Here is a 16,209-nt window from a genome sequence, read left to right on the forward strand (position 1 = left end):
GACTCACCCGATTCAGAACTGGAACCTGACGCTGTCACAGCTCACAATCCACTTCCCGGACCGGCTGGAGAAATACATCAGCTTATGACGCCTCTAGGCTGACACAGAATTTTGAACACCCTCGAACTGGAACCTGACGCTGTCACAGCTCACAATCCACTTCCCGGACCGGCTGGAGAAATACATCAGCTTATGACGCCTCTAGGCTGACACAGAATTTTGAACACCCTCTGAAAAGGTAGTGTTCAGAATTCTGTGTCATTTCTTTATCATTAGACCAAAAGGAATGACACAGAATTCTGAACACTACCCAAATTTGGCCATCACACATAGATATCATCTACAGTTGTTTCAAACTCAGTGCCCCTTGCTTCCAGCTTATATGGTAGCTGCCAATAAGGTAGCATTACCATCGCCTGCAGCTCTGCAGACACATCTGTACGACGCGCATATTTACCAGTTGATGATTGAGTAGAAACTGAATCAACACTGCCTAGAACAACAAAACTGCCATTAGCGGGTTAACTTTATGACAGTAGAGATAATGTACGCTTTATATCATCTCTTAGCTTAAGCCGCTCCTCATCACTAAGTTGTTGATCACAATACCCAAGATCGATTCGCCCCAACAATTCCTGCGTTTGCTCTTTGATATCATCCCTGAGAAATCCATGCTTCACGCCTTCTTCACACAAAGCCATATAGATAATTAGCTTTTCTAGCTCACTCTCCTTTATTGACTTCGCATACTCAACTTGCACACGTGAAGACGCCTGTCGAATATCGAGCCCATCCCCCAAAAACTCTTCAATATCCTCAAGGATAAATTCTTGTAGTTCTTTGTACGACCATTTATCCACGATTATTCTCCCGCAAACACGTTCAGCTGAATATTAGGGTATCGATCTTTAAAGTCGAATATAACGTCTGTACAACTGGTACAAGTCAACCTTTCTGTAAACAGGTTTATAGAACCTGCTGCATTTCGATTATTTCCAAGTCTTAAAGCCACATCATTCAGAATCTTGAACTCAGTATCCCATTGCCTTGTATATGCATCCGGTGTACCCACCCTAACATTGTCAGGATCGACTGCCTTCGGTTTAAAAATCCAATCAGATTCGTCGGCCAAATGCACGAACCCATCAGCATCTTTATCAGTAGGGTAGTTAATGCGGCTATGAGCTTTCAACTCAGTAGGCAATCCCGGTATATCAAGCTGAGCAACTCCCACGTTGCCGCTACCTCGAAGTTTCTTAGGTAGCCCCACACGAACATCATCGACCCGGGTTTGTAGCGCTTGCTGGATCTCTAGCCTTTCAGCTTTGGTCAACACTTTCGTGTTTGGTACACCCCTCCCAACACCCCGCACCGCCCCCACCACAGGAGCACCACTCAACACCAACCCACCCGTATCCAGCAACAACTCATCCAGCGCCGCATCTTTCAACGCCGCTGACATCTTAGCATTATTCACGGTGAGAATATTATTGGCCTGGCGGGCGCCTTCGGAGAGGCCCGCCACCAAGCCGGGGCCGCCGCCGTAGGCGCTGCCTTCCGGATCAGCAATCGCCGATTCCAGGTTGTCGGTGTAGGCTTTGACTGCCGGATGATCCTGAATATAGGCACGGGCATTGGCTTCGCCTTCGGCCACCGCATCGCTGATCACCATCTGTTGGGCGCCGCTGTCGATATTGTGAGTCAGCGTCTCTGCGGTTTCCTCCGAGATAAAATACCCGGTCTGGCGGAACACCGTATCCTGTTTCTGCTCCCGGGTTAAGCCGCTCAGGTCCACCACGGTATCATCGCTGCCCGCCCCCAGCTCGCGCAGTTGGGCGGCCTCGTCGCGGGCGCCGCTGTGGCGGCTCATCTGTCCCCCAAAGCCCCGCCCTGACAGCAACTGATCAATCCGCTCAGGGCTGAATACCTTGCCTGCCGGATCTGCCTCGCCCTGCTGCACCCGCGCCAGACTGGCGGTCAGCGCCGTCACGGCAGGCGCCACTGACGGGATCTTGTTGGCCTGGTTACTGTTGGCCTGGTTACTGCTGGCATGGCTTTTAGACGGCGCTGCCGAAGCAGAACCGTGCACAAAGGTTTTTTCCAGCGTCTTCACGGCGCTAGCATCCAAGGCCCGCCCCTTGCTTTCATCAAACTCCACCGGCTGTTGCTTGAAGCGGGCGCTGGCTCCCAGGGCCGGCATGGTGGCACCGGGGTTGCCGGGGTCCACTGCTTTTGGTGGCTGCGGGGCCGTGGGTGAGGCGCTTTTGGCGGAACCGGCGCCACCGCCACTGTTGATTCTGACCATGGTTCCGGTGATGGCCACGCCGGACGGATTCAACACGATGGTACCGCCCCCGGCTTTGAGGGTGACCGACATGCCAGCATCCAACACCACGCTGGTACCGGCCTTCATGCTGCATTCGTTGCCCACCTGCTGCAGCCAGTTCTGCCCGGCCTTTTGCTGCACGTTGCCACCCACCGTCTGGGACAGGGTCTGACCAATTTTGAGGTTGCGATTGGCGCCGGTTTTATTGCTGTAGTCCTGGCCAACTTTCTCTTTGGCGGCGGCGATCACGATGCGGTGACGGTCATGATCGATGCTGTCCATGCGATCGTTCTTCACATACAGCTCCACATCTTTCTGGCCGTGAATAAAGATCTGCTCACTGCCCTTTTTATCGTCCAGGCGCAGCTCGTTATAGCCACCGGCGCCAGGGCTGCTCTGGGATTTGAGCGTGGTCCGGGTTTTGTTGGCCGGCAGGTTGTAAGGGGGTTGGGTGGTGGCGTTGTAGAGGGCTCCAGTCACCAGGGGGCGATCCGGATCGCCGTTCAGAAAGCTCACAATCACTTCCTGGCCAATGCGGGGCAACGCCTGCGCGCCCCATTGATTGCCGGCCCAGGCCTGGCTCAGCCGCAGCCAGCAACTGCTGTTCTCATTACGCTTGCCCTCGCGATCCCAATGGAACTGCACTTTGATGCGGCCATGTTGATCGGTATAGATTTCTTCCCCTTTGGGACCGGTCACAAACGCGGTCTGCACGCCGCTGATGCGGGGGCGCTGTTGGGTTGGATTCTGTTGGGTGGGGCAGGGCCGATAGGGGGTTTGAGCGGGTATGGCCTGGGCCCGCACACCAAAGTGACTGCCCTCCTCGGAGGCACCCTCTTCCAACACCTGGGGCTGGCGGCCTTCCACCTGCAGCGAGGAGACCACGTATTCCTGGTTAAACGCCTGGGTGCCGTGTTGGCTCAGGCTAAAACGTCGCCCCACCGCCAGGCGCACACAGTCCGATTCCAGCGTCACGGAGGCCCGTTGAGCCTGGTGACCCTGCAATTGTGCCTGCCCGAACGCGCGCCCCTGGGCCGGGCTCTGAAAACGTCCGGGATAACGGTAGTGTTGCAGCTCGTCAAAGTCGCTCGCGCTGGCACTGCCCTCCAGACTGTTGGCAGGTTTTTGAAAACCGTAGTCCCGCAGCGTCACCGCGCCGCTTTGCAGCTGCTGTTGACTATGGAACTCATAGATCGACTCTTCCCCACTGACCAGGCCACTGCGGCTGCGATAGGGCAACACGGCCCGGCCGGGCAGCGGCTGAAACACGCTGTTGCTGTCGGCAATCACCAGCACATGGCCCGACAGGCTGTGTTCGAAGTGGTAGAACAGCCCTTCCTCAACCAGCAGGCGTTGGACAAAATCCAGATCGGTTTCCCGGTACTGGACACAATATTCCCGCTGCAGCGGTGGCGACTGGATCTGCCAGCGCACCTGCTGGTCGGTGATGCCTGCATCCTTCAACACCTGGGTGATGATCTGCCGGGCGGTCTTGTCCTGAAAGATGCGCATGCCACTGCGCAGCCCCAGCAGGCTGATTTTAGGCCGCAACAGCATGCGGTATGACGTGAAACGTTTACCGATGGCGCCCTGGGTCAGCTGCACCAGCTCGCCGTGAATGTGACGGGGATGCCTGGCATCGAACAGGGTCAACACACCGCTCTTGCCGAGCAGATCCGCCAACGGCAGGTCGCGGCGTTCACAGGCGACATCCAGCCAGCACTCAAAGGGCGTGGACAGTGCACCCTGATACTGGAACGACACCACCCGCACCTCATCATCCAGGGCGGGAACCTGCAGGGCAAAACGGCTGTGGTTGGCGGGGGAAGACATGGCACTCCCTGTCTGTGGTATTTAGGCCTTCTACATAGACAGGGAGCGCGCAGATTTTCGCGTGGTTTTCAGGTGGTCTTATCTATTATGCACCTAATTCCAGGCACGTAATTACAGCCACCTGTTTTCAGGAGCCTGCTTTGGCCACTTAATGGGTGCCCCGCAGAATGACGTGGCTCACCAGCCCGGGGGCATCCCACATGGGCACATGGCCACAGCCGGGCAGGCGCACCCAGTGGGTATGGGCCGGGGCCCGACTGCGGTCGCGGGTGCCCAGGGGGAACACCATGTCCAGGTCACCAAAGGCGATGGTACAGGGCACCGACACCTCGGCGGCCCGGGCAAACGGTGGGCGGAAGGCGTCGAACACCGCGTCAAAGTGATGGGATTGCGCAAACATGCGGGCGGAGCGGATGGCGTCCCGGGCCGGCATTTTCCAGCCACGGGCCGACACCGCGCCCGCCATGATGAGGGTGCGACCCACCGAGGTTTTCAACAATTGGTCGGTCAGGCCCGGCGCCACCTGATAGGCCTTACGCATGGCGCCGAACAGGGGCTCCAGGTGACCGGGCCCGGTTTCCCGCCACAATCCGGCCGGCGAGATCCCCACCACGGAGCGCGCCAGGCCCTCTGCGGCGGCGTCCAGCATGATGCGCCCCCCCAGGGAATTGCCCACCATGTCCACCGGCTCGTCGATGCCCATCTTCCTCAAACTCTGGCCCAGGCTCTCCACCATGGCCTCGGAGCCGGGCTCCCGCCCCTCGATGCCCGGCGTTTGGCCAAAGCCTGGGATATCAAAGGCAATGACCCGACGCTGCACCGCCAATCGGTCCATCACCGGCGCCCAGGCTTCACTGTTCATGCCAATACCGTGCAGAAGGATTAGGGGGCGCCCGTGGCCCTTCTCGATGTGATGCCAGATCATACGTTCCTCTCACTAAATCAGTTTGTTTTTGTTCAACCAGCCTGCATTAACCGAATCGCACGCCCAAATTAAATCACATGGCTTAATTGAGCTCGAGGATACCACGCCAGCCAGGCCGATGGATTTGCCCGGGGGACGCAGGCTGACGGCGGCGCGCCCTGTACCTTCACCGTACCTTCATAACCAAACGGGGTTTTGCGACGGTATGTTATTGGACGCTCAAGGGGAGATTGACTATGTTGAGGGGACGTATTGACGTCACCACAGGTCAGGCAGATGGAACCTATTAACAGCAACAGCTCCACCACGCTGATTCAGCCTAAAACCAATGCCGAAAAGCAGGGTCGGGATGCGGCGCAGGCCGAAACTCAGAATCAGACCCAGCGGGCGGCGGAAGACCGTTTCAGCAGCAGCAACCCGGTGAGCGAGCTGCAACTGCAGCGCAGCCAGGTGGTGGAAAGCCTGGGCCAATCCCAGCAGAGTGACCTGGACGGGGTCCAAACCAGCGGGGAGGCCGAATTCCCGGCCGCCGCCAACCGTGACATTCAGACCGAACAACAGGCCGCTGCCGCTACTGACGCCCTGCGGCAACGCATCAGCGAACAACCGGGCAATGCCCTGCAAGCGCAGGCGGATCAGGCCAGCCGGGATGCGGCGCTCACCCTGTTCCAGCAAAGCTGAGGCCCGTGGCAAACCGCGCCCGGTTTCGCTTAATGGATTAATTAGTTGCTATACTGACACTAATTAATTTCGTGTATTGGTGAAATGCCAGAGTTCGACTCGGATCTACAAAAGTACGATAGGCAACTCGCAAAAGGATTCAAGTCTCTTACCTTCTCGGATGAGTTGGAATCGGAGTTCCGCACTTTTTTTCACGCCCGCAATGTGGTCAAACAGCGGGGCGCGATCATTGTGGGCATTCTGCTGTTGCTGCTCCTGATTCCACTGGATATGGCTCATCTGAATGGCGAGATTCGTGAGTTCTATCTGATCGCCCGTGCCTGGATCACCATCCCGATTCTGGTGCTGGCCCTGGTGTTCACCTTTCGCGAAGGCTTTCGCCGTTACTTCTCTGTATTCAGTTTTCTCATCATCACCTTTATCGGCATCACCACCAACATCCAGGTTGTGTACGGCTTGCAGGCCGGGGTTTATGCGCCCTATGAAGGCGCCATGCTGTTGATCATGGTGGCCTTTTTTCTGGGTGGCATGTACTTCCGCCAATCCCTTGCCTGCATCATCCTGGTGGCGTTGAGTTACCTCATCCTCAGTGAAACGTACCTGGGGCCACACCCGTCCAAATTGCACCAGTACTTTTTTATCTTCGCCACCTGTCTGATCGGCGGTGTCAGCGCCTACACCCTGGAATATCAGGTGCGTATCTCGTTTTTGCAGCGGGGTGCACTGAAATCGCTGGCCAAGACCGATCCCTTGACGGGGCTATACAATCGCGGCGCACTCAACCAGAAACTCACTCACCTCACCGAGTACGCATTCCGTGAAAAGAAACCCATTACCCTGTTGCTGGTGGATGTGGATTTTTTCAAAAACTTCAATGATCAGTATGGCCATATCAAAGGCGATCAATGTCTGGTGGAAGTGGCCGCTGCGCTGGCCAAGAACTGCCAGCGACCGCTGGATTTTGCCGGGCGCTATGGTGGCGAGGAATTCCTGCTGATGTGGTTCGATGCCGCTCCCAATGAAGCGCGCACCTTTGCTGAAAAAACCAAACGCAGCGTGGACTTATTGCAACTGGCCCACGAAGCATCCGCCATCAGCAACACCGTCACCCTCTCCGGCGGCATGGTAACCGGCATTCCCACCCGCCCGGATCAGGCAGAAGCCATCGTGCATCAGGCGGATCAGAATCTGTATCGAGCCAAGGACAGCGGCCGCAACCGCATCATCATTCAGGATCTTGGGGATGAGCACAACATCGCAGACATCGTGAAGTAATCGCACGTAACAAAACGTATTGCCTAAACCTCTTTTGTTATTATTTGAAACCGGACACTTTTTCTGCCCACCAGGGTCTAAACTGAGTACGTAAGCAAGCGATTCAGATCTCGATCGCTCACTGAAGTAACGGAAGGCCCCTGTTTGAGCACATTGACCCGATTACCCCTGCTCCTGCTCTTATTGCTCGCCAGCACCCTGGCCCGGGCAGCTGATACGTTGTTGATATCCGATCACACCGACCGGCTCAACCTGCTGCCTTATCTGGAGTACCTGCCGGATTCCGCCCACACCCTGTCATTCGATGACGCCCGCCGGAACGCCGACCGCTGGCGGGATGCACCGCGCCATCGGGAGAGCCTGAATTTCGGTTACACCGACGACGTGTACTGGTTTCGTTTCAAGGTCAAGAACACCGCCAATTCCACCCAGTCCGCCAATATTGAAATCGGCTATACCGTGCTGGACAACGTGGATGTGTACGTTGAGCAGGCCGACCGCGAAACCCTGCTGTATGAGCTGGGGGACAAACACCCCTTCCATGATCGCCTGGTTGAGCATCGTAATTTTGTCGTGCCGCTGAACCTGGAGGCCAACAGTGCCGCCACCTATTACCTGCGCATACAGACCACTAGCTCCATGCAGGTGCCCCTGTTCCTGTGGCGGGATGCCAGCCTGCTGAAGAACAGCCAGGCGGAAATGCTCGGCCTGGGCATTTACTTCGGCACCATGGGGGTAATGGTGCTCTACAACCTGTTTGTGTTTTTCTCCGTGCGGGAATCCAATTACCTGTACTACGTTCTGTACGTGGCCAGCGTGTCGCTGTTCTTTGCCAGCCTGAGTGGCATCTCCTTCCAGTACCTGTGGCCCAACAACACCTGGTGGAATGATCAGAGCATTGTGTTCTTCCTGGCCTGCGTGGTGCTGTTCGCAGCCCTGTTCACCATTCGGTTTTTACGCATCGAAGAAACTTTTCCGCGCCTGCACCATGTGGGCACGGCGGTGGTGCTCATCAGTGCCCTGATCGCGGCATCCACGTTGCTGTTTGATTATCGCACCATGATTGCCGTGGTCATCACCTGGGCCATCATCGGCATCACCCTGGCGCTGGGGGTGGGCATGTATCGCTGGGTGCTGGGGGATTCCTCCGCCAAGTACTATTGCATTTCCTGGTTCACCTTTCTGATCGGCGGCATCATTCTGGCATTGAATAAGTTCGATGTGATTCCCCGCAATTTTCTCACGGAAAACGCCACCCAGTTCGGCTCCGCCATGGAAGTGATCCTGTTGTCCTTTGCGTTGGCGGATCGCCTCAACATCGAGAAGCGCCGCCGCTTTGAAGCTCAGCTGCACGCCCTGGAAAATGAACGGGTGGCACGACTGGCGCAAGCAGAAGCCCTGCAACAGGAGAAGAACGCGCGCAAGGCCCAGGAGCAGGCGCTGGTGCACGAACGGGAGGCCCGGGAAGCCCAGGCCGCCGCGCTGGCGGTACAACGTCAGGCCACCGAAACCCTGGAACACAAGGTGCGCGAGCGCACCCACGAGCTGGAGATCGCCAACCAACGGCTGGAAGAACTCACCTATACCGACGGCCTCACCGGAATTCGCAACCGGCGCTATCTGAACCGGGCACTGGAACGGGAGTTCTCCCGGGCCCGGCGGGAAAAATCCCCGGTGGCCACGCTCCTCATCGACATTGATCACTTCAAACAATTCAACGATACCCACGGCCACCTGGTGGGTGATGACTGCCTGCGGGAAGTGGCGCAAACCATCCAGCAGTGCGCATTGCGGGAGAACGATGTGGTGGCCCGTTATGGTGGTGAGGAGTTCTGCATCCTGCTGCCCAACACCGACCAGCCGGGTGCCATGCGGGTGGCCGACCAGGTGTGCGAGGCCATCCGCGATATCCTTTTCGATGTGGAAGGCCAGCGGGTCATGATCACCGCCAGTATCGGAGTCACCTCCTGCATTCCCGAGCGACACCAGGATGTGGACCGCTTCATCGCCGCCGCCGACAGCGCCCTGTACGCCTCCAAGGCCAACGGCCGCAATCAGGTCAATTTCGCCCTGCCCAATTTTTCCTCTCCCCTGAATCAGCACAACGGCTGACCCGGGCTCCGCTCTTGACCGGAACCCACCGCCGTGCTTTACTGAAACCAAGAAATGAACATGGATTCACTTTATGGCATACCGGGCTACCGAGTTCACCGAACAGCGCAAGGCCCAGACCCGGGCCAGACTGCTGAAGGAGGCCAAAAAACTGGTTTCCGCCGGCGGTTTTCGCAGCCTCTCCATCGCTGAAGTGGCTCGTCGCAGCGCCATTGCCACCGGCACGGTGTATCGTTATTTCCCGTCCAAATCCGAACTCTGTGTTGCCGTTTTTGAAGCCGCCACCCAGCGGGAGATCGAGGCCGTGTCCCATGCCGGCCTGGATGCCGGGGATGCAGTGCAACAACTGCAGCAAGCGTTGGAATGCTTCATCCAGCGGGCCATGCGCAATCCCAACCTGGCCTATGCCCTGATCGCCGAACCGGTGGACCCGGAGCTGGAGCAGACCCGTCTGAACTACCGGGCCCAATGGGCAGAGGTGTTTGCGCAACGGCTGGAACAGGGCATGCAGCAGGGCGTATTCATTTCGCAACCGGCCACGTTGTGTGCCACCGCACTGGTAGGTGCCATGGCGGAAACCGTGATCCTGCCCCTGCAGCAGGCCCGCTCGCAAAACCCAACCTATGCCACCAATCACCCCCTGAACCAGGACCACTGCTTGCACATCATTGCATTCTGCCTGCGGGCTGTGGTGAAACCGGAGAACCACCGATGAACCCACGCAACCCGTCTTTTCAACCCTCACCCGAGACCCCATCGGCGCACACCCTGGCGGACACCCACACCGTGGAAAACCAGTCCTACGCGCTGGAAGATTACAACCTGTATCTGGCCGACGTGGCCCTGCAGGAGGCGGTGAAACGGGAAGGCGCCGCTGCGTCGCACATGGACCTCACCGCGTTCGGCCAGCTCACCGGCTCCGCCCAGGTGATCCAGTGGGGATTTCAGGCCAACAAAGTCAAACCGGAATTCCGCAGCCACGACCGATTCGGCCGCCGGGTGGACCTCATTGAATTTCACCCGGCCTATCACAAACTGATGGAAACGGCGATCGTCAACGGCATCCACTCGATTCCCTGGTGCGACCCGCGCCCCGGCAGCAATGTCTATCGCGCTGCCCTGTTTTACCTGCAGTCCCAGGTGGAGGCGGGCCATGGCTGCCCCATCACCATGACCTTTGCCTCAATCCCCACCATCCGCAAGCAGGCCTCCATCGCCAGTGTGTGGGAGCCCCTGATCACCAGCCGCCACTACGACCCCCGCAATGTGCCGGTGGCCGAAAAATCCGGGGTCACCATCGGCATGGCCATGACCGAAAAGCAGGGGGGCTCCGATGTGCGCGCCAACACCACCCGCGCCTATCCGGTGGGTCAATGGGGTGCTGGCGAAATCTATGAACTGGTGGGCCACAAGTATTTTGTCTCTGCCCCCATGTGTGATGCTTTTCTGGTTCTGGCGCAGGCAGAAGGCGGTATTTCCTGTTTTCTGGTGCCCCGCTGGCGCCCGGACGGCAGCAAGAATCCGCTGCAGATTCAGCAGCTGAAAAACAAAATGGGTAACGTGTCCAACGCCTCGTCGGAGACAGAATTGCGCGGCGCCATGGGTTGGCTCATCGGCGATGAAGGCCGTGGTATCGCCAACATTCTGGAGATGGTGGCATTGACCCGATTCGATTGCATGATCGGCTCGTCCTCTGGCATGCGCCAGGCCATGGCGCAGATTCTTCATCACTGCAGCCAGCGCAAAGCCTTTGGCAAATTACTGACCGATCAACCCTTGATGCAAAACGTGCTGGCGGATCTGGCCATTGAAAGCGAAGCCGCCATGGCGCTGACCCTGCGCATGGCCCGGGCGCTGGACAACCCGGAAGACGAACACGAAAAACTCGTAGCCCGCATCGGCACCGCCATCGGCAAGTACTGGATCTGCAAGCGCACGCCGGGGCACGCCTACGAGGCCATGGAGTGCATTGGCGGCAGTGCCGTTATGGAGGACAGCATCATGCCGCGCCTGTATCGGGAAGCGCCGGTCAATGCCATCTGGGAAGGCAGCGGCAATGTGCAGTGCCTGGACATGCTGCGGGCCATGAGCCGCACCCCGGGATCGTTGGAAGCGTTGTTTGCTGAAATCGACGAAGCCAAAGGTTTGCATCCGGCCTTTGACCGGTTTGTCTCCACCACCAAAAATCTGTTCGCCGATTTATCCGATGTGGAATTCCAGGCCCGCGTATTGGTGGAGCATCTGGCACTGTCACTGCAGGCCAGCGTCTTGTTGCGAGCAGACAACGCAGCGGTAGCCGATGCGTTTTGCGCTACCCGCCTGCAAAGCGGCAGTCATCACATGTACGGCACCATGCCCAAAGGCGTCGACTGCCAGAGCATTATCCAACGGGCACAGCCACAGGTGGGTGTATGACGGTAACCACACTGACCCCGAACCAGGTGCAAACCTACCTGGCGGAAATCTTCCCACAGTTTGACGCCACCATCACCCACATCGATCGTGACGGCGCCACCCTGGAATTGCCCACTAATGAACGCCATCTGCGCCCCGGTGGCACCGTCTCCGGACCCACGTTGATGGCATTGGCAGACGCCGCCATGTACGTGGCCATTCTGGGTAACCTGGGCAAAGTGGCCCTGGCGGTGACCACTAACCTCAATATCAACTTCTATCGTAAACCACTGCCCGGTCGCTTGCGGGCCGAAGCCCGCATCCTGAAAATGGGCGCGCGTCTGGCGGTGGGGGATGTGCTGATCTACAGCGAGGGACTGGACGATTCTGTGGCTCACGTCACCCTCACTTACTCCATTCCACCGAATTCCGAAGCCACAGATTAAGGGTGGACATTTTTCTGAAATATCCTTTACTTACAAGGATGTTTCGATCAATATCGGGGATGTTATTGTTTGCGGTGCAGTACCGATACGGATACCGAGACATACCAAAACCAACAATATTGGAGATCAATGGATATGAAAAAGTTACTAATCGGCGCAGTATTAATGGGTTCCACTACCATCGCCATGGCAGAAGCGCCCGGCGGCCCGGACTGCGGTTGGGGTAACATGCTGTTTGAAGGCCAGAGCGGCCTGGGTCCCCACTTTCTGGCTTCCTGGACCAACGGTACTTCAGGCAACGCCACTTTTGGTATGACTACCGGAACCAACGGTTGCTCCTCCAACGGCACCCTGACCTATGGCGGCCAGTCTCTGGTGAACCTGACTCAGGTTATGGATGAATTCGTGGCCGACGCCGCCAAAGGTGAAGGCGAAGCCATGACTGCGGTTGCCGTTTCCATGGGTATTGCACCGGAAGATCGTGCTCATTTCGCCGATGCCATCCACAGCAATTTCTCCAGCATTTTTGTATCCGCTGACGCCACAGCAGAAGACGTGCTGAACAACATCGTCAGCGTAATGAAAGCAGACCAGCGTCTGTCCAAGTACGTAGCGTAATTCAGCCACGCTGAACAAAAGGGGGCACTGCCCCCTTTTTATTTGATCATCCAGATAATATTCCCACCACCATGACATCACCTTTGCGCTTTGCAGCGGTCTGCTGGCTGCTTTTCGTTTGCGTCACGAGCCCGGCCCAGGCCCTTGAGCTGGACGCTCAACAGAGCACATCACTGTCTGAATCCACAACCTGGCAGCGCCTACTTCATTATGAACCCACCTATGGCCAACAGCGTGTTGAGAGCCAGGTGGACGACGACGAATTTTTTCTGGCTGCCAATGGCAAAACCGATCCCGCCGCAGAATTGAACGCCACCCTGGCCGCGTTTTACCAACCGGTAGACGATGCCGACCAGCATCCGGTGTGCCGCTTTCCGGCCCGCTGGCATTTTCTGAATTCAGAACTCGAGTTACCGGAGCCACCGCTCACACCACCGCACTGCCCCGAATTCAACCAGTGGATGGGCACGTTGAAACCGCACAGTGCCAGCCTGGTATTTGCGTCCTCCTATCTGAACAGCCCCTCCTCCATGTTCGGCCATACGTTCCTCCGCATTGACCCCGAAAATGTGGAGGAGGGCTCCACCTGGTTATCGTACGCGGTCAATTTCGGCGCGGAGTTAAACGCGGAAGACAATTCCATTTTATACGCCTACAAAGGCCTGTTCGGTGGCTACCCCGGTTTTTTCAGCGTCATCAAATATTACGAGAAGATCAAGGAATACAGCCGCATCGAAAACCGTGACCTGTGGGAATACAACCTGAATCTGACACCGCAGGAAACCCGGCGCATGACCACCCATTTGTGGGAACTGCGTAATGTGGACTTTGAATATTATTTCTTTGACGAGAACTGTTCATACCGGCTCTTGGAACTGCTGGAGTTTGCCCGTCCGGGCAGCTCGTTGCGGGATGAGTTTGGTGTACGCGCCATTCCCATCGACACTGTGCGGGCGGTGATCGACGGCGACTTCGTTGCAAGCACCACCTACCGGCCCTCAGTGGCCACCCAACTGGAATTCAACGTTAATCAGCTGAGTGATGAACACCAACAGCTTACCTGGCAGTTGGCACGCCGCGAAATCACTCTGGATGACGCTCGCTTGACGGCACTGACGCCGGAGCAGCAAGGCCGCATCGTTGCCGCCGCTTACGAATATCTGCGCTATCTGGAACTGGACCAGCCCCGCACCGCAGAGGGCGCCCGCTACAGCCTGCAACTGTTGCAGCGGGTCAGCCAGTTACCGGTACAGCAAAGCGTGGTGCCCACACCGGAACACTCCCCCGAACAGGGCCACAAAACCTTGCTGCTGGGACTCACCGGTGGCCAGTCAGACAGCACCGGCTTTGCCGATCTGCGCCTGCGCATGAGTTACCACGATCTGGCGGACAACCGCATCGGTTATCTGGACGGCGCGGCCATCAACCTGTTTGAATTGCGCCTGCGCCAGCAGGAAAACGATTCCCTGCAGATTGAGCAGATCAATTTTGTGGACATCAACTCCCACGCACCCCGCAACCGCTTCCTGAAGCCCATCACCTGGCGGGTGCAGGCAGGTTTTGAGCGGTTGTATGCCCACGACGACGATGATCTGGTGGCCCAGGTGCACGGCGGCGCCGGGGTGACCTACGGTGTTGACGTGAATGGCCAGGGCGCGGATATTCTGCTGTACACCATGGCCATGGGCCGACTGGAATACAACGAACTGCTGGAGCACAACTGGGCGGTGGGCGCCGGCGCACTGGTGGGGGCATTAGCCTATCTGCCCTTCGGCACCCTGCAGCTGGAATCCGATTATTATCAGTTCAGTGACGGACTGGAGCGTTACCAGCATCAGTTGATCCAGAATATTCCCATCGGCCGGGATAATGCCGTACGATTGTTTGCCACCCATCGTAAAGAAGTGGATACCCTGATCGATGAAGTCAGCCTGGAATTCCGCCACTATTTTTAACGTCCTGAAATCGAGGGTACTGATCTACGGTGCCCTGAGCCTGTTTCTGGTGACGCAGATGAGCGCCTGTTCAAGCTATTTTTTCTATCCGTCAAAAAAGATTCTGCACACACCGGATGAGGGCGGGCTGGTGTATGAGGATGTGGTGGTGAAAACCCGGGATCACCTGAGCATTCACGGCTGGCTGCTGCCGGCCCAACAGCCCAAGGGCATCGTCTTTTTTCTCCATGGCAACGCGGAGAACATCAGCACCCACATTAACAGCGTTTACTGGTTGCCGGAGCAGGGCTATGACGTTTTGCTGATGGACTACCGGGGTTACGGCCGCTCACAGGGATCGCCGGATTTTCCTGACGTGTTTCTGGATGTGGATGCCATGTACCGCTGGCTGGAAGCCTATGCCCGGGACAAACAGTTACCGGTTTACGTGCTGGGCCAGAGCCTGGGGGCCGCCATCTCCAGCGTTTATTTCAGTCAACTGCCGCCGGACCAGCGTATCTATCGGGCGGTAGCACTGGATGCGGTGTTCGCCGGGCACCGGGACATTGCCAAAGACGTGCTCGATCGCCATGTGATCACCTGGCCCCTGCAATTCATCGTGCCCTGGTTTTTGCCCACGGAATATAACCCCAAGGACCACGTGGCGGATTTCAGTCCGGTGCCGTTGCTGTTCATCCACAGCCCGGAAGATCAGATCATCCCCTTTGCCCAGGGCCAGACGGTGTTTGAACAGGCACAGGCACCGAAATATTGGGTGACCAGTCACGGCCCCCACATTGCCACCTTCGGGCATCCCCGCTATCGCCGCATCCTGCTCAATTTTCTGGAGGACCCGGCGCAGGACCCCATGCGCGATCTGGAATCCAGCCGCTCCGAATCTAGCCCCACTGGCCCCGCACAAACGGATTCGTCTTCTTCTCGTAACCAAAAGTAGACATGGGACCATGGCCGGGAATGAATTCCACATCGTCCCCCAGGGAGAACAGCTTGTCTTTGATGGAGCTGATCAGGGTGGCGTGATCCCCGCCGGGAAAGTCGGTGCGGCCGATGGAGCCGTTGAACAGAACGTCCCCCACAATCGCCAGTTTGCTCACCGGATCAAAGAACACCACGTGGCCGGGGGTATGCCCCGGGCAATGCAGCACACTCAGAGTCACATTACCCACCTGGACCGACTCCCCGTCCTGCAGCCAATGGGTGGGCTCAAACACCCGGGCCGCTTTGAAGCCGAACATTTTTCCCTGCTCCGGCAAGCCCTGAATCCAGAAATCATCCCCCTGATGGGGGCCGATAATGGGCAGGGAATGTTCTTCAGACAGGTCCGCGGTGGCGCCGGCATGATCGATATGGGCGTGGGTCAGCAGAATCTTGTCCAGCGTCACCCCCTCGGCCTGCACCGCCGCATACACCCGGTCCAGGTCCCCGCCGGGGTCCACCACCGCCGCCTTCAGGGTTTCATCACACCAGATCAGGGAACAGTTCTGGTCAAAGGGGGTCACAGGAATAATTCTATATTTCAACATGCTAGACTCTCTTTCACAGGCCACGAGGAAGGCACATGTCCTACATCAATCGACAATAAGATCCGTATCATATCACTTCCCGATCGCCGACCCTAAACTGCCACAGACCGAGAGACCCGAT

At 57.5% G+C, this 16,209-nt stretch carries 13 protein-coding genes; 9 read left to right on the forward strand and 4 right to left on the reverse strand.

What is annotated here, in order from left to right; translation table 11 throughout:
- Window positions 1-527: 527 nt before the first annotated feature.
- From D9N14_RS17845 to D9N14_RS17855, 3 genes are all read right to left on the reverse strand, one after another.
- Entirely contained in the window at window positions 528-860 is a 333-nt protein-coding gene (locus tag D9N14_RS17845) for an Imm3 family immunity protein (RefSeq protein WP_290582246.1), read from the reverse strand.
- A gap of 2 nt (window positions 861-862) precedes the next feature.
- A complete protein-coding gene (gene tssI, locus D9N14_RS17850; RefSeq protein WP_290582248.1) occupies window positions 863-4,159 on the reverse strand; it encodes a type VI secretion system tip protein TssI/VgrG in 3,297 nt (1,098 codons plus the stop codon).
- Window positions 4,160-4,307: 148 nt separating this feature from the next.
- Window positions 4,308-5,084: an alpha/beta fold hydrolase gene (locus D9N14_RS17855; RefSeq protein WP_290582251.1), complete on the reverse strand. Its 777-nt coding sequence runs from the start codon at window positions 5,082-5,084 to the stop codon at window positions 4,308-4,310.
- A gap of 276 nt (window positions 5,085-5,360) precedes the next feature.
- On the opposite strand from D9N14_RS17855, the gene D9N14_RS17860 reads away from it, so the two are divergent.
- The 9 genes from D9N14_RS17860 (at window position 5,361) to D9N14_RS17900 (ending at window position 15,499) form a co-directional block, all read left to right on the forward strand.
- Window positions 5,361-5,765, forward strand: a complete 405-nt coding sequence (locus D9N14_RS17860) for a hypothetical protein (RefSeq protein WP_290582253.1) — start codon at window positions 5,361-5,363, stop codon at window positions 5,763-5,765.
- Window positions 5,766-5,849: 84 nt separating this feature from the next.
- Entirely contained in the window at window positions 5,850-7,040 is a 1,191-nt protein-coding gene (locus tag D9N14_RS17865) for a GGDEF domain-containing protein (protein ID WP_290582255.1), read from the forward strand.
- Between the two features lie 144 nt (window positions 7,041-7,184).
- A complete protein-coding gene (locus tag D9N14_RS17870; protein WP_290582257.1) occupies window positions 7,185-9,152 on the forward strand; it encodes a diguanylate cyclase in 1,968 nt (655 codons plus the stop codon).
- Window positions 9,153-9,225: 73 nt separating this feature from the next.
- Complete coding sequence (locus D9N14_RS17875) at window positions 9,226-9,867, forward strand: TetR/AcrR family transcriptional regulator (RefSeq protein ID WP_290582259.1); 642 nt, start codon at window positions 9,226-9,228, stop codon at window positions 9,865-9,867.
- Window positions 9,864-11,567, forward strand: a complete 1,704-nt coding sequence (locus D9N14_RS17880) for an acyl-CoA dehydrogenase family protein (RefSeq protein ID WP_290582261.1) — start codon at window positions 9,864-9,866, stop codon at window positions 11,565-11,567. Before D9N14_RS17875 ends, D9N14_RS17880 begins: the two co-directional genes overlap by 4 nt.
- Window positions 11,564-11,992 carry a PaaI family thioesterase gene (locus D9N14_RS17885; protein WP_290582263.1) on the forward strand — a complete coding sequence of 143 codons (429 nt, stop codon included), beginning with the start codon at window positions 11,564-11,566 and terminating at the stop codon, window positions 11,990-11,992. The genes D9N14_RS17880 and D9N14_RS17885 overlap by 4 nt, the downstream gene beginning before the upstream one ends.
- A gap of 135 nt (window positions 11,993-12,127) precedes the next feature.
- Complete coding sequence (locus D9N14_RS17890; RefSeq protein ID WP_290582265.1) at window positions 12,128-12,610, forward strand: DUF3015 domain-containing protein; 483 nt, start codon at window positions 12,128-12,130, stop codon at window positions 12,608-12,610.
- A 71-nt stretch (window positions 12,611-12,681) separates the two neighbouring features.
- Window positions 12,682-14,565: a DUF4105 domain-containing protein gene (locus D9N14_RS17895; RefSeq protein WP_290582267.1), complete on the forward strand. Its 1,884-nt coding sequence runs from the start codon at window positions 12,682-12,684 to the stop codon at window positions 14,563-14,565.
- On the forward strand, window positions 14,531-15,499 hold the full coding sequence (locus D9N14_RS17900) for an alpha/beta hydrolase (RefSeq protein WP_290582269.1): 969 nt from the start codon (window positions 14,531-14,533) through the stop codon (window positions 15,497-15,499). The genes D9N14_RS17895 and D9N14_RS17900 overlap by 35 nt, the downstream gene beginning before the upstream one ends.
- Here D9N14_RS17900 and D9N14_RS17905 read toward each other — a convergent pair.
- A complete protein-coding gene (locus D9N14_RS17905) occupies window positions 15,444-16,088 on the reverse strand; it encodes an MBL fold metallo-hydrolase (RefSeq protein WP_317622643.1) in 645 nt (214 codons plus the stop codon). The genes D9N14_RS17900 and D9N14_RS17905 overlap by 56 nt on opposite strands.
- Window positions 16,089-16,209 lie beyond the last annotated feature (121 nt).

This window comes from Ketobacter sp. (assembly GCF_003671495.1).
Classification (GTDB): Bacteria; Pseudomonadota; Gammaproteobacteria; order Pseudomonadales; family Ketobacteraceae; genus Ketobacter.

What these genes read in the sequence shown, in the direction of transcription:
- tssI (WP_290582248.1), bottom strand. Translation starts at nt 4,159, where the DNA reads ATGTCTTCCCCCGCCAACCACAGCCGTTTTGCCCTGCAGGTTCCCGCC.
- D9N14_RS17855 (WP_290582251.1), bottom strand. Translation starts at nt 5,084, where the DNA reads ATGATCTGGCATCACATCGAGAAGGGCCACGGGCGCCCCCTAATCCTT.
- D9N14_RS17860 (WP_290582253.1), top strand. Translation starts at nt 5,361, where the DNA reads ATGGAACCTATTAACAGCAACAGCTCCACCACGCTGATTCAGCCTAAA.
- D9N14_RS17865 (WP_290582255.1), top strand. Translation starts at nt 5,850, where the DNA reads ATGCCAGAGTTCGACTCGGATCTACAAAAGTACGATAGGCAACTCGCA.
- D9N14_RS17875 (WP_290582259.1), top strand. Translation starts at nt 9,226, where the DNA reads ATGGCATACCGGGCTACCGAGTTCACCGAACAGCGCAAGGCCCAGACC.
- D9N14_RS17880 (WP_290582261.1), top strand. Translation starts at nt 9,864, where the DNA reads ATGAACCCACGCAACCCGTCTTTTCAACCCTCACCCGAGACCCCATCG.
- D9N14_RS17885 (WP_290582263.1), top strand. Translation starts at nt 11,564, where the DNA reads ATGACGGTAACCACACTGACCCCGAACCAGGTGCAAACCTACCTGGCG.
- D9N14_RS17890 (WP_290582265.1), top strand. Translation starts at nt 12,128, where the DNA reads ATGAAAAAGTTACTAATCGGCGCAGTATTAATGGGTTCCACTACCATC.
- D9N14_RS17895 (WP_290582267.1), top strand. Translation starts at nt 12,682, where the DNA reads ATGACATCACCTTTGCGCTTTGCAGCGGTCTGCTGGCTGCTTTTCGTT.
- D9N14_RS17900 (WP_290582269.1), top strand. Translation starts at nt 14,531, where the DNA reads ATGAAGTCAGCCTGGAATTCCGCCACTATTTTTAACGTCCTGAAATCG.
- D9N14_RS17905 (WP_317622643.1), bottom strand. Translation starts at nt 16,088, where the DNA reads ATGTTGAAATATAGAATTATTCCTGTGACCCCCTTTGACCAGAACTGT.